At 42.3% G+C, this 13,148-nt stretch carries 21 protein-coding genes; 14 read left to right on the forward strand and 7 right to left on the reverse strand.

Translation table 11 applies throughout. The features are described from left to right. From JCM11216_RS08625 to JCM11216_RS08635, 3 genes are read left to right on the forward strand one after another with little or no spacing between them, the layout of a single operon-like run. Positions 1-1,110, forward strand: a complete 1,110-nt coding sequence (locus tag JCM11216_RS08625; RefSeq protein WP_054853956.1) for a DUF373 family protein — start codon at positions 1-3, stop codon at positions 1,108-1,110. Continuing rightward, on the forward strand, positions 1,055-1,288 hold the full coding sequence (locus JCM11216_RS08630; RefSeq protein ID WP_054853957.1) for a hypothetical protein: 234 nt from the start codon (positions 1,055-1,057) through the stop codon (positions 1,286-1,288). The genes JCM11216_RS08625 and JCM11216_RS08630 overlap by 56 nt, the downstream gene beginning before the upstream one ends. Then, positions 1,260-1,865: a DNA methyltransferase gene (locus JCM11216_RS08635; RefSeq protein ID WP_054853958.1), complete on the forward strand. Its 606-nt coding sequence runs from the start codon at positions 1,260-1,262 to the stop codon at positions 1,863-1,865. Before JCM11216_RS08630 ends, JCM11216_RS08635 begins: the two co-directional genes overlap by 29 nt. Here JCM11216_RS08635 and JCM11216_RS08640 read toward each other — a convergent pair. From JCM11216_RS08640 to JCM11216_RS08665, 7 genes are all read right to left on the reverse strand, one after another. Then, positions 1,862-2,485, reverse strand: a complete 624-nt coding sequence (locus JCM11216_RS08640) for an orotidine 5'-phosphate decarboxylase / HUMPS family protein (protein ID WP_054853959.1) — start codon at positions 2,483-2,485, stop codon at positions 1,862-1,864. The genes JCM11216_RS08635 and JCM11216_RS08640 overlap by 4 nt on opposite strands. A gap of 6 nt (positions 2,486-2,491) precedes the next feature. Then, positions 2,492-2,932 carry a hypothetical protein gene (locus JCM11216_RS08645; RefSeq protein WP_243666453.1) on the reverse strand — a complete coding sequence of 147 codons (441 nt, stop codon included), beginning with the start codon at positions 2,930-2,932 and terminating at the stop codon, positions 2,492-2,494. A gap of 61 nt (positions 2,933-2,993) precedes the next feature. Beyond that, entirely contained in the window at positions 2,994-4,133 is a 1,140-nt protein-coding gene (cca, locus tag JCM11216_RS08650) for a CCA tRNA nucleotidyltransferase (protein ID WP_243675835.1), read from the reverse strand. Further along, on the reverse strand, positions 4,130-4,372 hold the full coding sequence (locus JCM11216_RS18265) for a hypothetical protein (protein WP_243675836.1): 243 nt from the start codon (positions 4,370-4,372) through the stop codon (positions 4,130-4,132). Before JCM11216_RS18265 ends, cca begins: the two co-directional genes overlap by 4 nt. 46 nt (positions 4,373-4,418) lie before the next feature. After that, positions 4,419-4,994 carry a hypothetical protein gene (locus JCM11216_RS08655; protein ID WP_243675837.1) on the reverse strand — a complete coding sequence of 192 codons (576 nt, stop codon included), beginning with the start codon at positions 4,992-4,994 and terminating at the stop codon, positions 4,419-4,421. Then, a complete protein-coding gene (locus JCM11216_RS08660) occupies positions 4,907-5,245 on the reverse strand; it encodes a hypothetical protein (RefSeq protein ID WP_243675838.1) in 339 nt (112 codons plus the stop codon). The genes JCM11216_RS08655 and JCM11216_RS08660 overlap by 88 nt, the downstream gene beginning before the upstream one ends. Before the next feature lie 72 nt (positions 5,246-5,317). After that, on the reverse strand, positions 5,318-5,776 hold the full coding sequence (locus tag JCM11216_RS08665) for a hypothetical protein (protein WP_054853963.1): 459 nt from the start codon (positions 5,774-5,776) through the stop codon (positions 5,318-5,320). 144 nt (positions 5,777-5,920) lie between these two features. Between JCM11216_RS08665 and JCM11216_RS08670 the strand changes: the two genes are divergently transcribed. The 11 genes from JCM11216_RS08670 to JCM11216_RS18300 all read left to right on the forward strand — a co-directional run bounded on the left by JCM11216_RS08670 (position 5,921) and on the right by JCM11216_RS18300 (position 13,038). Continuing rightward, entirely contained in the window at positions 5,921-7,042 is a 1,122-nt protein-coding gene (locus JCM11216_RS08670; RefSeq protein WP_054853964.1) for an NDP-sugar synthase, read from the forward strand. 37 nt (positions 7,043-7,079) lie between these two features. Further along, entirely contained in the window at positions 7,080-7,568 is a 489-nt protein-coding gene (locus JCM11216_RS08675) for a 30S ribosomal protein S13 (RefSeq protein ID WP_054853965.1), read from the forward strand. 235 nt (positions 7,569-7,803) lie between these two features. Next, a complete protein-coding gene (locus JCM11216_RS18270) occupies positions 7,804-8,112 on the forward strand; it encodes a hypothetical protein (protein WP_243675839.1) in 309 nt (102 codons plus the stop codon). Between the two features lie 220 nt (positions 8,113-8,332). Beyond that, positions 8,333-9,019 (forward strand): ribosome biogenesis protein, encoded by a 687-nt coding sequence (locus tag JCM11216_RS08685; protein ID WP_054853966.1) that lies wholly within the window; start codon positions 8,333-8,335, stop codon positions 9,017-9,019. A gap of 58 nt (positions 9,020-9,077) precedes the next feature. Then, entirely contained in the window at positions 9,078-10,922 is a 1,845-nt protein-coding gene (gene glmS / locus JCM11216_RS08690; protein ID WP_054853967.1) for a glutamine--fructose-6-phosphate transaminase (isomerizing), read from the forward strand. Then, on the forward strand, positions 10,919-11,206 hold the full coding sequence (locus tag JCM11216_RS18275) for a sugar phosphate nucleotidyltransferase (protein WP_243675840.1): 288 nt from the start codon (positions 10,919-10,921) through the stop codon (positions 11,204-11,206). The genes glmS and JCM11216_RS18275 overlap by 4 nt, the downstream gene beginning before the upstream one ends. Before the next feature lie 48 nt (positions 11,207-11,254). Next, complete coding sequence (locus tag JCM11216_RS18280; protein WP_243675841.1) at positions 11,255-11,599, forward strand: hypothetical protein; 345 nt, start codon at positions 11,255-11,257, stop codon at positions 11,597-11,599. An 8-nt stretch (positions 11,600-11,607) separates the two neighbouring features. Then, complete coding sequence (locus JCM11216_RS18285; protein WP_243675842.1) at positions 11,608-11,778, forward strand: hypothetical protein; 171 nt, start codon at positions 11,608-11,610, stop codon at positions 11,776-11,778. Next, entirely contained in the window at positions 11,736-12,128 is a 393-nt protein-coding gene (locus JCM11216_RS18290) for a hypothetical protein (RefSeq protein ID WP_243675843.1), read from the forward strand. The genes JCM11216_RS18285 and JCM11216_RS18290 overlap by 43 nt, the downstream gene beginning before the upstream one ends. Before the next feature lie 6 nt (positions 12,129-12,134). Next, positions 12,135-12,494: a hypothetical protein gene (locus JCM11216_RS18295; protein ID WP_243675844.1), complete on the forward strand. Its 360-nt coding sequence runs from the start codon at positions 12,135-12,137 to the stop codon at positions 12,492-12,494. Between the two features lie 55 nt (positions 12,495-12,549). Further along, a complete protein-coding gene (locus JCM11216_RS18300; protein WP_243675845.1) occupies positions 12,550-13,038 on the forward strand; it encodes a hypothetical protein in 489 nt (162 codons plus the stop codon). Positions 13,039-13,148 lie beyond the last annotated feature (110 nt).

Genomic DNA, 13,148 nt, shown 5'->3' on the forward strand with positions numbered 1-13,148 from the left:
ATGTCTAAGCTCGTAAGAAGGCTAATAGTGCTATACGTTGATAGGGATAACGACGTAGGCGAGAGACTTGGTGTTCCTACGCCAATAATTGGTAGGAATAACGTGCTTAAGGTGGCTACGGAATACATACTCAGGTACCCGGATGACTCCGATGCCAATGCCATGTTCGGCGCTATTCAACTCTATGACACCTTAATCTCAACGTTTGGATCGGAAAATGTTGAGATAGCAGTAGTTACAGGAACCAGTTCAGAGGATGTTACGGCCGATATGAAGATACTTAATGAAGTTGATAGGATACTCCAGGTGTTTGATGCTGACGGTTTCATAGTGGTCTCTGATGGCCCATCTGACGAGGTGGTCGTTCCTCTAATACAATCAAGAAGGCCTGTGGTCTCCGTCAGAAGGATAGTCGTTAAGCAGACAAGGGGTTTTGAGGAATTTGCCGTGTTAGCCAGGTACTATATTGGTAAGTTATTTAGTGAGCCAAGGTATAGAAGGTACGCGCTTGGTGTGCCTGGAGCGCTTCTGCTGATTTATGGAGTCTTTTATAGCGTGTGGCCCTACATACCTTCAATAGTTAGGACCATGATTATAGCAAGCATAACGATATTACTCGGCGTTTCATTTATGATTTATGGCTTTAACTTTCATGAAAATATACTCCGATTCCTCAGGATGTATGAAGCCACATTCTTCATATCCGCTCTCTCTATATTCTTCGTAATAATATACTCATTATCCACCTACTACATGCTGCACCAGACCATACCGCTTTGGGGGGGTCCATTGAATGTATTTGACTTAATGGGACTCGTGATCGGCGCTATATTCACGGTTAATGCAATTGAGGTTTATATAAAATTCAGGGTAAGGCCGTTTGGTAGGATAGCCGCTGATGTGCTCTTAACAATATTCCTGTTACTGGTGGCAAGCGACTTGGCTGGTTATATGCTTGGTAAGGTAGGTACGTATGCCCTACTTACCGATTTGGCGATTTATACCGTGGTAGGGTTAATAACATTGATAACACTGGGCATTCTGAGGAATAAATATGGTAAGGCTAAGGGTGGAGGTAAGCCAGGATCTAAAGGCGTTGGCATACGGTGAATTAGAGGCACTAAGCGATTTATCCGGCGGCTCTCTTGATCTCATTGATGATACTAAGGATTTAGTAATAGAGTATAGGGGGGGTGACCTTAACTCATTGAGTAGCGTCGTTTGTAGGGCATCATTGATTAAACGTATATGGATTATTAATGACGCAGTCGAGAAACCCCCTGGTTAAACTTGATAGATCAAGATATAGAATTCTAAGAAGAGGTAGAAGAGATGATGCCGTTATTATTGATTTACGTATTGCAAGACTTCTCGTTAATTTAGCGAGAACTAATGAGAATAAGATTTTCCTCGATCCCTTTGTTGGTTCGGGTGTAATAGCACAGGAGGCCCTTATGATCGGTGCCCACGTAATCGGGATAGACATTGATTTGAGGCATATGAAATCATTGGTTGACAATGCGTACGTAGATACTGTGAACTCGGATTCCTTATTAAGTCCCATTAAGGATGAATCAATACATGCTATAGCCACCGATCCGCCATATAATAGGTTATCAATAAGTGAGGTAGACCTTGACTCGCTATATAGAAAATTTGCCGAGGAAGCCTTTAGAATTTTAAGAAGTGGCGGTTATGTGGCTTTTTCACACCCCCCCACTTATGTTGATTCCCTTGATTGGTTTCTAAGCACTGGCCTTGAACTAGTAATCAACGGTTTGCAGTATGTCCATGGTGGATTAACGCGGCTGATATACGTCTTTAGGAAGCCTAATCAATACCGAGTGATTTCCTTAAGTTCTTAGCTGCGGCCACGGGATCGGGGGGCCTGCGTTATGGCCCTCCCAATAATTACCACATCAATGTTGGTATCCCTTATTTTAGGCGCTACCTTCTCATCAATACCACCAGCTATTGCTACGGCTAGACCATAATTATCCTTAATACTCACAGCCTCGCTTAACAATCCCTCAATGGTTAAGCCCCTACTTCTCTGCACATCGATACCTAGGTGAAGACCCACGTAATCAGGCCTTAACCCCGCATTGAGTAATTCCTTGACCCTAGTAATGGGATCCCTAACACTTATCATATCAACTAATGATTTACCGCCAAGTCTCCTTGCCTCATTTATGAACTCACCAATTGTCTCATTAGCCGCGGCGCCCAGGACACTCACTATATTAGCACCCGCATTAATGGCCAGCTCAGCCTCAAGGGCACCAACATCCATAGTCTTTAGGTCGGCCATGATCTCGGCATTGGGACAGGCAACCCTCAACGCGCTGATGATGAAAATACCGGCCGTCTTTATTAATGGCGTTCCCGCCTCAACGATATCCACAGCCCCAGCATTGCATAGTCTACGTGCCAGATGAACCGCCAAACTGGGCTCTATAAGGTCTAGCGCAACCTGTAGCTTCAATTAGACTCACCAACTCCTAAATATTATCTTGACCGGAATACCCATCTTTAACTCAACGAGGATAGGCACATCGGCCTTATCGCCAAGCTTATTAATGATTACCTCAAGTACGTCCCTAACCCTGGCGAGCGCCATTAGCCTATCTGCCATGGCCTTTCTACTCTCATCAAGTGCCTCATACTCATCAATTGGCCTTGGGTCAAAGATTATTTTTAACCCAGTAAGCTCTATCGCCGTTGACAATGATAACTGCTGGCCCTTTCCAACTATCTCCTCTATCATTTGCAGTAGTGCCATGTACTTATCAGCCTTAACCTTTAAGTCGCCCATCATACCCTCAATCTCCTTAATCCTCTTCTCAAGATTACTTATTTGATTATTCACGTAATTAAGTAGTTCCTTGACTCCGTTGAAGGTCATTAATTCGAGATCGGGCGCACTTGACATATTCATGATATATTGCCAAGATACTTTAAAAAAATATCGCTTGCGAAAAAATAAATGCAGGTTAACTTAACCACCAGGGTCTTGCCCAAAGGAATTCCTCAATAATACTTCTTTCCTCTGGGCCGAAGATCCCCCCCAAATCATTGAAGGTCTTTAATTTTACATACTGGGCATCATTTAGGGAACTCCTTAGGTGTCTTAATGATGCCATAGATGCTATATGCCTAATCGCATCGGTAATGTCTGAAAATTTTCTTCTTCTAATCACAAACCAACGTGAACCTCTTATGAACGGACCAATAACGCTCGGTTCATTAATGTACTTCTTAAGAAATCCCTCGGCAGCATCCGAGTTCACGGGAGGCCCCTTATGTATTTCGTATGGAGGAAGCTCCAGTTCATTTAAGGAGATCATTAAAAGTATTACTGATCTATCATCACTCCAAGCCATTGATCTAATAACCTTAAAATCAAGCTTCCTAAGGTTTTTTGTTAATGATACCATTAACTTCTTGATTTCGCCCCCCCATACAATGTCTGGCGATGTGTTACCTGGATAGGGCATTCTCACAACCACGGTTGGTAACACCCAAACAGGCTTTGCCACTTTATGCATCTTCATGAAGAACTCCGTCCGTGGATTCCTAAGGAACTCCCGCGATGCTGCTATAGCCATAGCCAGCACATCCCTACTTATCGATGCCGCCGCATTGCGGTTTGGATCAACTGGGTCTATTATTATGACCGGTGACTTAAACTTCCTTACAGCATCCCTCTCGTTGTATGTACCTGTCATGTCTATAAACACATGCTTTATTGGCCAATTACTAATGGCCTTTACTACATTAATAAACGAACCATAGTGTATTACCAGTAACTCGCTCACATAACCACTGAATCCCTGAACCTTAATCTCGGCGCCATAAATACCCACCGACTTAAAGAAGGCCTTAAGTAGTCTCACATCGGTATTTCTTTGGCCAAGCTTACTCTTTATGAATTCGGTGTGTAATGGCGTCCTGTCAGCTGCGGTTAATGGTTTCTCACCAGGGTTTATGCGTATGCATGGTACTACATCGATCTCGAAATCACCAATTAAAAATTGAATATAAGGATGCTGCGCATACTTAATGTTCCAGTTAATGTTATTCTCAACGGCTATGCTTATTAAATCATTGATTATACTACCATCCTTAATCATATTAAAATAATCCCTGGATAAAACAATAAAGATATCGATATCCCTATCCCCCCCGGTAACCACGTGTCCTTAGCCACAGAACCCTGTATTGTTACATCGAAATTCCTATAATTACGCTTTAATAATTCACTCGTTAATAATTTAAGTATATCATTTGCTACATTCATTACTTTAACCTTCTCCTCGGGGGCTTGGTGTAACGATTTTCGTAGCTCCAATATGACTTCCTCAATATTCACGGTATAAATTATACTATGAAACGCATTATAAACTCACTCCTATCACCTACCTATTAATGACTGCATCAAGCCTATCCTTAATTCTAAGAAGTAAATCCTTAATTCTATCAAGGAAGCCCTCATCCACAATAAAGCCACGTAACTCCTCGATTATTTCATCAACACCCATATCGAGCAGGTTCAAACCGAGACCTGCCAAGTAGGCAAGTACCTCAAGGGCTAAGTCCTCACTTAAGCCCTCCTCATTAATAACGTCCACCATAAACTTACCAACAACGTATAACTTAAGTGTATTAACGTCAGTATTAAGTACGTGGGCTAAACCCTCATAATCACCTCTACGGAATTCCTCAATAAATGCGTTAAAGCTGCCGTACCTATCCCTAATTACGTTATCGAAGTACCTACTAACTGCCTTAACGTATTTCGAGTATATCCTAACGGCATCATCGATTTCCTCAACACTGTCTATGGCGCCTCTATAGGACATTACGGCGCCCTCTGTCGTTAGCTCATCAATTAAGCCCTCATTTATTAATTCAAGGAATTTATCACCGGCCTCCTCGTAAGTCTTCCAATCACCCTCTTCAATGGCCTTACATAGTAGGTAGAAGCTGAACATAGATCGCCCTTTATCTTCACGGCACTCCAATACTCTTCGCTCAGACCCTGGACATTACTTAAGGCGTTTCTGCAAATATCGTAATACTGCATGGCCCTCGCTATATCGCCATGGGTAAAATAATAATTGGCCAGGACCTCTGATGAGTCCATCATGCTCAATACCTCATTAGCCCTCGCCTCCTCAATACCAACAGCCTCCCTGAAATTAATCACAGACGACGCATACAATTTAGACGCATCCTCAATCATGCCCTTCTCGGCATCGTGATTGCCCTCATCATGGAGCCTCGATGCCTTAACCCCTAAGGTCCTCGGCCCTGGCTATCTTCGACATAGCTCCATGAACCGTGCCTTACTAATGTTACCAATACCCTCATAAACGGCGGCAGCCACGCTGAACCTGGTAATTGCCCTGTCGTAGGCAGCTATTGAGTATAGCGCTATTCCAAGGGCCTCATTCACCCTAGCGCCTAATTCGTCCTTTATGTCGATGCCTATATTATCATCGACAGCGATAATGCCTGGCTCTAGATCCATGCTAATTAATAATTGTACCAGGTCTGGAACCTTGTCTAGGTCTATGAACCTAATAACTTTAGTAACACCATTCTTAATACTTTCCTCATCCAAGTCCTTAATAAATGAGTAATCGCTTATGGATAGCGTGCACTCGTTATTACAGGATGCCAGATCATGAAATGCACTATTTCTAATTAAGTCCTTGGGTACAGTACCTTCAGCAATTGCATGAATATTGATGCCACAGAGTTTGTTATGCATTCACGATCCCAATGACAAGCATCCGGTATATTACCCACATTAAGCACCTTCAAATGTCGGGACCCGCCCTAATTAATTTTATTAATCCTAAGCTAAATAATGGCACAATAAAGATTAAAAGATCCAATAGGGTAGGTACTATATATGAAAAGTTATGATGTGATAATACTAGCTGGCGGATTAGCGACAAGGCTCAGGCCCCTTAGTTATTCACGCCCTAAGCCCCCCCTATTGCCTGTGCTTGATAAGGAGATCATTGATTGGATCATGGAGTCGGTAACGAAGATACCACTAAATAGAATATTCATATCAATAAGGTACATGGGTGACTTAATAAAGGAGCACATGGAAAGGGTATGGAGTGAGTTTAGGGATAAGCTGATATTTGTGACGGAAAACAAGCCATTAGGTGATGCTGGCCCAATCTCCTTAATTAATGAGAAATATGAGCTTTCAGATACGTTCCTCGTGGTTTACGGAGACATACTCAGCGATATTGATGCAAGGGCCCTTGTAAACTTCCACGAAAAGATGGGCGGGACTGCTACAATAACACTCACAAGAGTTGATGATGTGTCTAGGTATGGAGTCGCCCAACTAGACGAGACAGGCAAGATAATAAACTTCATAGAAAAACCCAAGCAATACGTTGGTTCCAACTTAATAAATGCGGGCTTTTATGTTTTCACGAAAGAGATTACTAAGTTAATACCAAAGAATCCGGAGGGTCAGGTTAAGCTTGCTATTGATGTTGTTCCAAGGTTACTAAGGATTGGGAAGGTCTATGGGTTTATACATAGTGGTCTTTGGTTTGATATCGGCACACCAGAGGATTATATGAAGGCAAACTTCAGCATCCTGGTTAGTAGGTGTAAGGATGATAATGATTGTGTAAGTACCGACCTACCACAATCAGTTACAATACAACCCCCAGTCTACTTAGGGCCTAACGTCACTATCGGGAGTAATACGGAGATTGGTCCGAACGTTATAATACATAGGAATACCAAGATTGGGAGTACTGCTAAGATAGTTAATTCGCTCATCTTTGAGGGGGGGTCCTCATTGTGTGATGGCGTTTACATATCGGGAAGTATCATTGGGAGTAATACGTACATTGGTAAATGGGCTAGGGTTGAGGATGGGTCTGTGATTGGTGATGGCGTTTACATAAAGGACTCGGTGTTCATAGCGAAGAACACGAAGATAGGCCCGTATAGAGAAATAATGGAGTCAATATACAAGGAAGGCGAGATCATCCTATAAACTAAAATTTAAATACCCATAGGCCGCATTAGGCCGAATGTCCCAGGAAGTTAGGCAGATAGTGAGGATTGGCGATACTGACTTAGACGGATTTAAGCCCGTTGCTTACGCCTTAACCAGGATAAGAGGTATTGGAATACCAACAGCATATGCCATATGCAGGTATTTGGGGATAAACCCATCAATTAGGTTAGGTCAACTTGACGATGAGACTATTAGGAAGCTTGATTGGGCCGTGAGGAATTTGCACCAGTTTGCACCTGGTTGGTTCGTAAATAGGCCCAAGGATCCAGAAACGGGGGGGCGAAACATTCATCTACTGGGTGCAGACCTAGTGTTGGCAGCAAAAAGGGATATTGATTTAATGAAAAAACTAAGGAGCTGGAAGGGCATCAGACATAACCTGGGACTTAAGGTTAGGGGGGGCCAGAGGACCAGGACAACGGGTAGGTTAGGCTTAACGGTTGGTGTGGCAAAGGGTAAGACAGCAGCTGGGGGGGGAGGGGGGGGAGGCGGTAGCAAATAAGATGCAATATTATTATGTCATAATATATTAATCATTAATAACTAATTATAGATGTTTTGATAAGTACTTAGTTGTGTTATTCATTATGTATTCTTTTGTATTCAATTCTAATCTATATAATAGTGTACGTATTAAGTTATCATTATTTCTTTGTATATGATACTTCTACTAGGCATGTTTTACACTTGAAGAGAAAGAAATTTAAAAGGACAGGCAGTGGTTACCATGATCGAGTATGAGTATCGTGAAGTCATTGATTAAACTTGAATTTAGGGAGTTAAGGAGTAGTGATATGAAAATGGTTATTGATTTATATAATTCACTAAGTAGCGATAGTATTTATTATAGGTTCAGGGGGGGTTTCTTTAAGGATTTTGAGAAGTACGTAAAGTCAGTCTTTTCTGATTCACGTAATATAGTCTATGGAGCCTTCCTGGGTAATGAATTGGTTGGCGTCTTAGAAGCTGTTTACATAAGTGATGGTTGTTATGAAATGGCTATCGTGGTTAAAGACGGCTATCAGGGTAGGGGGTATTGGTACTAAGCTCGTTGCCTACGCAATCAATGACCTGAAGAGAAGAGGTATTAAGACCTTAATTGCGTACACCACCCCCCCTGATAATTATAGGATTCTAGCAATATCCAGGAAGTTCCATGGAACCATAAAATGTATGCATGATGAATGCACCACAGTCTTTAATCTACAGAGCATGAATATAAATGCTGATCAATTCTTAAATTAAAGACCGTTTAATTACATTACCGTGGAGAAGGTAATATTATTACTCACTGAGACCTCCCTTGAGACGGTACCCAAGGAGTTATTGAGTAATCCAGTGATAATAAGGGACGCGAGAAGGAGAGGGATAAACCCAAGGTACTTAATCCTTGATAGGGCGAGGCATCATAGGTTAATGATTAATCTACCCAATGCTGAAAAGCGTGGAAGGCCGGATATACTTCATCAAGTACTCCTTCTAATTCAAGGTAGCTTACTTGCACGTAATAACTTAATTAAGACCTACATACACACAATAAATGGCTTGGTGATTGATGTTGACCCAGAAATACGCCCACCACGTAATTATAATAACTTCATTGGATTAATGAGCCAACTATTTGAATTGGGTAGGGTGCCACCCACTGGGAGACCGCTGATGAGGTTTGTGAATGGAATTAATTACGTATTAAATACCGAATTACCTGACCGTAAAATACTCCTTGATGATGTGAGGGGTAAAGAGATAGGGTTGAAGACCTTTGTTAATTATGTGAAGAACTTTAAAAGACCTTTAATAATGATAGGCGCATTTCCTAAGGGTTCATTTGAAGAACGTACTTACGAATTAGCTGATGATATTTTAAAAATTGGGAAGTATGTCATGGATTCATCATCAATATTGTGTAGGTTATTAACAACACTTGAAATCGAAATGGGACTCATCACCTGAAAAATAAGTAAACATTTATAATTTCATCCCTTTAATAATCGAGAATAAGTGTTGGGTTATGTGTGGTATTATTGGTATTACGTCATTACCAAACAACCTCAGGGAACCCATTGGCAAGGTAGTTAGAAGATGCCTTGAGAAACTTGAGTATAGGGGGGGTTATGACTCAGTCGGCATTGCAGTTATTAAGGGCAATTATATAGAGGTTAGGAAGGGTAAGGGTAAGATTGCCGAGGTTAGCACTAGGCTAAACTTCGATGAGGTTAATGGCACGACCGCCATCGGCCATACCAGGTGGGCTACCCATGGAAAGCCAAGCGATGAGAATGCGCACCCGCACACGGACTGCTCAGGTAATGTCGCTGTTGTTCATAATGGCATAATCTCGAATTTCCTGGAGCTTAAGGAGGAATTGATTAGAAAGGGTCACGTATTTAAGAGTGAGACGGATACCGAGGTCGTTGCCCATTTAATTGAGGAGTATTTAAGGCTTGGTTATAAGCCCTTCGACGCATTTAAGGCTGCATTATCGAGACTAAAGGGTGCCTATGCATTTGTCGTTATAATAGCCCAGGAACCCAATAGGCTTTACTTCGCCAGAAATACCTCACCATTAGTCATCGGTATTGGTAACGGCGCTAATTTCATTGCCAGTGATATACCGGCCTTTCTGGAGTTCACGAATACCGTGATAGTACTTAGGGACGGCGAGTATGGGTATATCGAGCCAGGCAAGGTCTATATTGAAAAAGACGGTGTTCCTATTAATGTTGAGGAGAGGGTTAGGCTCATTAGTTGGACACCTGAGATGGCGAGTAAAGAAGGCTACTCGCACTTCATGCTGAAGGAAATACATGAACAACCCTTCGCCATAAGTTCAACACTGGCAGGAATTAATGAGGGAGAATTCGATAATGTAATAAACCTTCTTCTAAATTCGAGAAAGGTACTGATAATTGGCGCTGGCACGTCATATCATGCTGGCCTTGTCGGTGATTACTTGTTCACGTCAATGCTCGGTCTCGATACGCACACAATAATCTCCTCTGAGTATAAGAAGTACGTTGACGCAATTAATGATAATGACACTGTAATAGCTATTAGCCAGTCAGGCGAGACTATAGATACCCTGGTTGCCGTGAGGGCGTTTAAAGAGAGGGGGGGCGCTAAGATTGTTGCCATATCTAATGTCGTCGATAGCGCAATACCTAGGGAATCAAACTATGTACTTTACACGAGGGCGGGTCCCGAAATCGGCGTTGCCGCCACCAAGACCTTCACCACCCAATTGGTTATTCTTACGACACTCGCATTAAGGGCTGGCATTGCCATGGGTAAGCTGAGCCAGGGTGAGTATAGGAATCTCATGGACTCCCTCAATAAGGTGCCGGGAATCCTTCAAAACGTTATAACTAGGACCGAGGGCAGGGTTAAGGCATTGAGTGAGTATATGAAGAGCAGAAACAATGCGTATTACCTGGGTAGGGGGGGTATTGGCGTCCCACTGAGCATGGAGGGAGCCCTAAAGCTGAAGGAGATAGCGTACATACATGCTGAGGCATACCCAGCAGGTGAGAGTAAGCATGGACCAATAGCGCTTGTTGAGGAGGGTTATCCCGTCGTATTCTCAATACTTGATGATGATAATGTGGATGCACTACTCGGTAATGTTATGGAAATGAAGGCTAGGGACGCGTACACCATAGGTTTTGTCCCTGAGAAATACGTTGGTAAGTTTAGGGAATTACTGAACGTAACGTTTGAGCTGCCTAACATCGACTATAGGATTGCGCCAATAATATACGTAGTGCCTATGCAATTACTCGCCTACTACACAGCCGTTGCACGTGGTTACGACCCAGATAAACCAAGGAATTTGGCGAAGACGGTGACCGTGGAATGAACAGCGTATTGAATTACAGAGAGGTTCTCGGAGTAGTACTTAGTGGTGGTAGAGGCACTAACATGGAACCATTAACGCCCTATCTCGATAAGCCACTCATTAGGTTACTAGGTAAACCACTCATTTATTACCCAACGAGTAACCTGGTTCACCTGGGCTTAAGGACCATTTACATTATTTCTAGGGATCCAACGAAGGTAGGTAACGAGGTTGGTCGATACTTCAACAATGTTTCGATAGAAATGTTGGACAGAGGGGGGGTGATGATATCGATAGTGCATTAAAGATTATTAATGAAATTTCTGGTAAGGGCACGACAATAATATCATTTGGTGACGTTATACTGCCCCCGGGAAGCCTATGAACTTGCATTGAATAGCCACGTGAGCTCAGGCAAGTCAGTAACCATATTAATGACACCATTATCGGATTTGCAGGGTTACTTTGAGGTTCAGGTGAATGACGTAGTGGCGATAAACAAGGTGAACGAGCATAAATCAGGCTATGCATGGACTGGGATATTAATTGCTGAAAGGGAGTTTCTGGTCTCACTACAGGAATTTAACGGAAGTATAAACAGCACCTTAAGGCGGTTCAGGGGGGGTAATATCAACGTAGCCCTTTGGAGCGGATGGTTCGTTGATGTTAGTTATCCCTGGGACTTACTAAGCGCATAAAGTACTTAATGGGCGATTTAAGGGAGGCTAGGATCAGCAAGGATGCTGATGTCTCGTCTAGGGCTGTCATAGAAGGGCCTGTGATAGTTGATGAAGGCGCCAGGATAGATCACGGCGCAATAATTAGGGGGGGCCTGTGTACATTGGCAGGAATGCGTACGTTGGTAACAACGCATTGATTAGAAACAACACATCACTTGAGGAGGAGTCGGTGATAGGCGCTGACGCTGAAATAACGGAGTCGCTCATTGGGTATAGGGCTACCGTGGGTAGGGGGGGCTCATTCATAGGTAGCTCAATAATCGGTGATGAAAGCACAATAGAACCTGGTGTTGTAACACTAAATGTATTACCAAGTGGCGTCGAGGTATCGCACCTATCACCAGTCATTGTTAAGGGTAAGCAAATAGCCAAGTTGGGCGCCATTGTGGGACCCAAGGCCAGGGTTGGCGCTAATTCCGTGATTTATCCAGGATCGATAATAAGCCATAATAAGTATGTTCCACCATTATCAGTATTAAGGCAATGAACAAAAATGTACGTAGCGATATTCACATCTAGGCAGGACTATACCCTAGAGCTAGGAGCGGGTATTTACTTAAGGCCTAGGTGTGACTATGCATTATGGTTCTGGAACACATATGAATTAACTAATAGGGAGATGGAGTATTGCAGTGACTATGAATTAATGATTAGGTACCTGGATACTTATAGAAGGTTACGGTGGGAAAAAAGCGTTAAGTCGATTGCGAATTTGAAGAACGATCTCATGAAGATGAGGGCTGAGCTGAGAAGGAGATGCTTTGATGAATTGATATGTCTAGCGAATAGGGTATATGAGTATAATAGGGCGGTGAATATGTTGTATGGTTATTATAGCGAATTCATGAATTAAGCCCCGAGGATCTCTCCAAATTATCCATAGCCCTTAATAGGTATAATATGCCTTAATGAGCCTTAGAGTGTTTAATGAGTTAATACGTTCATCAAATGATGAGCTGAAATACCTAACCTTTTTATCATTGTTGAATCCAGTAATGTGGCCGTCGCATATAACCATGGATACGAAGATCGTACCGTATCTAAATTGGATTCTCGTATATATTAATGACCACTTCGTGATTCTTATAATAAGCTTAAATCGCGCATATGCAATCAGTGACTTGAATATTAATATTAATGGCGGTAGAGTGGCTCTTGGTAATGATTATGAAATTAAGTCAATAATGTCGACACACATAATGACTAGAATCGAGTCTCTAGATGGCCATGGGTTATTATTCATAGGTAATTGGAGCGATGAAGCCGTTGATTTAAACCTTGATTTTAGGCCAAGGGAGGGTTCCATCAAGGGCTTATCACTTGATGTAAATCTTTCCCAATTAATGCCAACGATCGTACCTCCACATGATTACGTATCGATTAAGTATAGTGTATGAGAATGGGATTACTAAGTTTAAGGTAATTACGCCATCCTAGGTGCTAGGTAAAACTGAATGGACCCTATTGCAAAATCTATCGTTAGTTTTAATGGCTTATTATTATCAAA

The organism is Vulcanisaeta distributa JCM 11216 (assembly GCF_001315985.1).
In the GTDB taxonomy this organism is placed as follows: Archaea; Thermoproteota; Thermoprotei; order Thermoproteales; family Thermocladiaceae; genus Vulcanisaeta; species Vulcanisaeta distributa_E.